Source organism: Mesorhizobium sp. M7D.F.Ca.US.004.03.1.1, from assembly GCF_003998635.1.
GTDB lineage: Bacteria > Pseudomonadota > Alphaproteobacteria > Rhizobiales > Rhizobiaceae > Mesorhizobium > Mesorhizobium loti.
The window spans coordinates 1-589 of record NZ_RZQG01001666.1 but is presented as its reverse complement, the minus strand read 5'-3'; the positions used below and the strand labels follow the sequence as shown (position 1 = coordinate 589).

Sequence of the window (589 nt, the reverse complement as noted above, 5' to 3'; positions counted from 1 at the left end):
ATGCCCAGGCAATCTCCGGTGAGTATCTTGCCGGCGACTTCGACGACGCCATGGCTGATGTCGACATGGATTTCGATAGTCGCTCGGATGAGCCGGTCGCATTCGATGAGCCGCAAGCGCATGACATGCCTGCCGATTCCGCTGACGCGAAGGGCGAGATTTCCAGCCCTGAAGGCGCGTCGGATGATGCTTTCGACCTGAATTTCGACGTCTCGTTTGCCGACGCGATCGAAGAGCCGGTCACAGAGGTTGCCACCGCTACGGTCCAGCCGGTGGCGCCAGCCGCTGATGTGGCCGAGCCGGTGCAAGCCCCGATCGCGGACGAACGAAGCCTGGAAGACGAGTTGAATGCGCTGCTGGGCGCCATGACGGCGCGCACAGTGCCCATGGCCAGCGAGCCCGCCACTGCTCAGCCAGCTGTCGCCGCCCCGCCGCCTGCCGAAGCAGCAGAGACCGCGGAAGAACCTGCCGAACTTGTCGGCGACCTCCACTGGGATCTTGATGAATCTTCGCCTGAGCAGCCTCAGCACCTTGGTGATGCGCAAGCGGCCGACGTGAATCTCGACGATCTTCTGCTTGATGAAGTTGA

General features: G+C 62.5%; 1 pseudogene. It reads left to right on the top strand.

From position 1 onward, the window contains the following. Nucleotides 1–125: 125 nt before the first annotated feature. Nucleotides 126–589: pseudogene (locus EN935_RS39375) on the top strand (SPOR domain-containing protein); the annotation flags it as partial.